Genomic DNA, 3,309 nt, shown 5'->3' on the forward strand with positions numbered 1-3,309 from the left:
CCCGTGATCAGGAAAGGCCGACCCGCCAACACCGGCCACCCCAAACGCCGCAACCCACCAGCCAACACCCCCCAACAGCCTTAAATCCCCAGGGAAAGGACGGGGGATGCGATCCCGCCCTGCGGCGCACCGCTGAGCGTGGCGTTCCACCGCCAGTCCTCCAAGTATCCGGCTTTGAGCATACGGTCGATCAGTTGCAGAAACCGTCCATCATGGATGTTCTCCGCCAGCGTCGAGACCATGATCTTGTGATCGAGGCTCCCGAAGCAGTCGGAGATGTCTCCTTCGATGAACCAGTGCGTTCCCTTCCAGACCGACACCACCTCATCCAGCGCGGTGTGGCAGCCTCGGCCGGGACGGAATCCGTGGGACCGGTCGGAGAACCGCACGTCGTAGTACGCATCCAGAAGCATGCGGACCACCTCGGCGACGATCTTGTCCGACCAGGGAGGCATGCCCAGCGGGCGTTTCTTCCCGTTCTTCTTCGGGATGTAGACCCTGCGGGCCGGCGACCATCGGTAGGACTCGGCCCGTAACGCGCCGATGATTCTATCGATCTTGGCCAGAGACATGCCGTCCACGGTCTCCCCGGTGGCTCCCGGCGTCATCGACCCCTTGTTCGAGTAGATGCGCCCGTAGGCCACAAGGAACAACTGCGGGTTGAACAACTGCCGATACAACCTCTCCAGCGGCAGGCCACGCCTGCCGCGTTCCCGGATGACGTCCAGCACCGTTTCAGCACTCTGCATTACGCATACCTCCCACCGCCGGACGTCTTGATCACCTGTGTCCCTTTGCCCTGCGGAACGGCTTTCCCGTCCTCCCCGGCCGGTCGTCACGCCGGCGACTACTATGGACACTCCGTCGCCATAGGGCTCGCGCCCCGTAGGCGATCCCGTGGTACGTCTTCGTTGTACGTATCGAGCACGACGTAGGCCGCCCACTCATCTCCTTGACCACCCTCGCTGGGAGGTGCCCCGCACCACGGAGGTTGCCCGGTCTCACGGTTCATGCCCGGACATAGCGCGGGCGTCGGTTACAGGCGTCGTTCCGACGGTGCGTCACTTTCACGCTGGAGATTAGGCTTCAAGCAATCCAGCCTTGGCCATATCGCGCGGGTCTTGCGGCACGACGCCCGTGAACGCCTCCCAGACGGCCACCGCTTCCTCGGCATGCTGTGGTCCCCTCACGCTTTCGCGCTCAGGTAAGCCGAGCGACCCAAGAACAACCCTCCAAGTTCCTCCCGACTGCGTCGGGGATACAACGAAGCGCCTCACGGCGCACACCGGACGTGCGCGTTTCCGCGCATCCGGCTCAAGCAAGCCCTGTGGCGAGCTGACGGGCTGCGGTGCTGGTCTGCCGCCGGTTGGAGTTGCGCCGGTGGCAGTGTGTGTGGACGAGACGGAGTTGTGGTTCGTCCGGTGTTCCGCTATCCCGTAAGGTGATGGCGTTGCGCGCCAAGGCTTTGCGGGTACCGCCCAGCCACTGTTCCCAATCTCTGGGTGTTTGTGGTGGGTGATCGGCGTGCAGCAGCAGCTCGCCGCAGATGGTGCACCGGCCGTGTTGCTCGTCGAGTAGACGTTGGCTGGTGTGGTCGACGGGGAGCCGGCTGGTTCTGCGTCGCCGCGCGGTCCAGAGGGATCACCTGAGACATCGCGAACCGGTGCTCGATCGGTGTCACACAGGCCGCTTCCCACTGGAACCGGGCTATCCGTTGCGGCGTGTCCTCGCCGGGTTCCGCTATGAGGGCCTGACTAGCACAGCGGTTGAAGGTGTCGGCGAGGCTCTGCCCGTACAGGTTGAGGAAGGTCATCTGGCCAGCGAACGCGCCGGCCATCAGCAGGACGGCAACCACCGGCGGTGACCGGCACCTGCGACGATGCGGTCGTCCGAGTACCCGTTGACAACATCGCCCACACTCGATTTATGACCACGCCGCCCCCGCCCGGCGCGCCCTTCGAGCCCGCCGATCCGGAGTTGCCGTCCATCGAGATCGACCCGTCCGAGGCGCGAACAGGCGTGGTGAGGTCTGTGCCGCTGCCCTACGGCACCGGCACAATCATGATCCGAATCCCGCCCGGGGTCCCGGACGGCGCCATCGTGCGGATACCGGCTGCCCTGTCCCCGCTCGGGCTGCCCACCCGGCCGGACCTGCTGTTCCAGATCCGCATCGTGTCCTCAGTGGACAGCATGCCCCGCCGCCGTCGCTGGCCCGCGGTGGTCACCGCCGCGATCATGGTCCTCCTGCTGGGGTTGTGTTCGATTCCGGTGCTCACCGCGAGCGGCGGTGACAAAGGACTCCGGGTCCACCGGGTCCGGCGGCACCGGATCGACCGGGTCTACCGGGGCCACCACCGCACCGCCGGTGACCGAGGCGCAGTACCAGGCCGCGCTCACGGCCACCGACGGGGCGCTGGCCGCCGCGGTCCGCAACGTCGGCGCCGCCCGCACACCAGCCACCGTGACGGCCGCCATCGACGCGCTGCGGCAAAGCGTCGACACCGAGGCCGACCGGCTGTCGGCGATCTCCTCGCCGGTACCCGTGCGCGATGCGCACTTCTCGCTCGTCGTCGCGCTACGCGGCCTGTCCAGGGAACTGTCCGGCGGCGACCTGGACCCGGTCTGCGCCGGCTCGTCCGCCCTCTCCCTGATCAGCCGCGGCACGCAACTAGCGAACGTACGCTCGGCCGCACAGACTCTGGCCACCGCGGACCCGGCACACCCCTACACGATCGGCTCGTTCGCGCCGAAGTCCACCAACGACGCCAAACGGCGACTGGGCAACGGCACACTCATCAAACGAGCCTCCGGCGGCCTCGGCCAACTGAAAATCAGCAACGGCGGCTCGACCGACTCTGTCATCAGCGTGGTACCGAGCAACGCCAAGAAGGCCACCGTGACCGTCTACGTACGAGCCAAGGGCAAGTACACCGTGCGCGGCATCCGCGACGCCACCTACCGGGTCTACATGACCAGCGGCGCCGACTGGGACGCCAAGGCCCGAACCTTCACCCGCGACTGCGCCTTCGAACAGTTCGACGACACCTTTGAGTTCACGACCACGTCACGCCAATACACCATCTGGGAAATCACGCTGACCCCGGTCGTGGGCGGCAACGCGACCAGCAGCACCGTCGACCCGGACGCCTTCCCGGTCGGATGAACGGCGGTTGTGGAGGGCGAGCGGTTCGAGGCGGTCCAGCACGAGCCGGCCTATCTGGTCCGCCCCGTACTCGGAGAAGTGGGTGTTGTCGCGGAGTTCGGTATACAGGTACAGCGATTTGGAAGCCTCCGGGCCCAGGCCCTGCA

3 protein-coding genes are annotated in these 3,309 nt (G+C 66.4%); 1 reads left to right on the top strand and 2 read right to left on the bottom strand.

Features of this window, described 5'->3' with window-relative positions; translation table 11 throughout:
- Positions 1-80: 80 nt before the first annotated feature.
- Positions 81-749 (bottom strand): reverse transcriptase/maturase family protein, encoded by a 669-nt coding sequence (locus QMG73_RS45960; protein WP_281906472.1) that lies wholly within the window; start codon positions 747-749, stop codon positions 81-83.
- 1,293 nt (positions 750-2,042) lie between these two features.
- Positions 2,043-2,237, bottom strand: a complete 195-nt coding sequence (locus QMG73_RS45965) for a hypothetical protein (protein ID WP_281906473.1) — start codon at positions 2,235-2,237, stop codon at positions 2,043-2,045.
- 50 nt (positions 2,238-2,287) lie between these two features.
- Here QMG73_RS45965 and QMG73_RS45970 point away from each other — a divergent pair, with 50 nt between their 5' ends.
- Positions 2,288-3,163, top strand: a complete 876-nt coding sequence (locus QMG73_RS45970) for a hypothetical protein (RefSeq protein WP_281906474.1) — start codon at positions 2,288-2,290, stop codon at positions 3,161-3,163.
- Positions 3,164-3,309: the final 146 nt, after the last annotated feature.

This window comes from Phytohabitans aurantiacus (assembly GCF_027923225.1).
GTDB lineage: Bacteria > Actinomycetota > Actinomycetes > Mycobacteriales > Micromonosporaceae > Phytohabitans > Phytohabitans aurantiacus.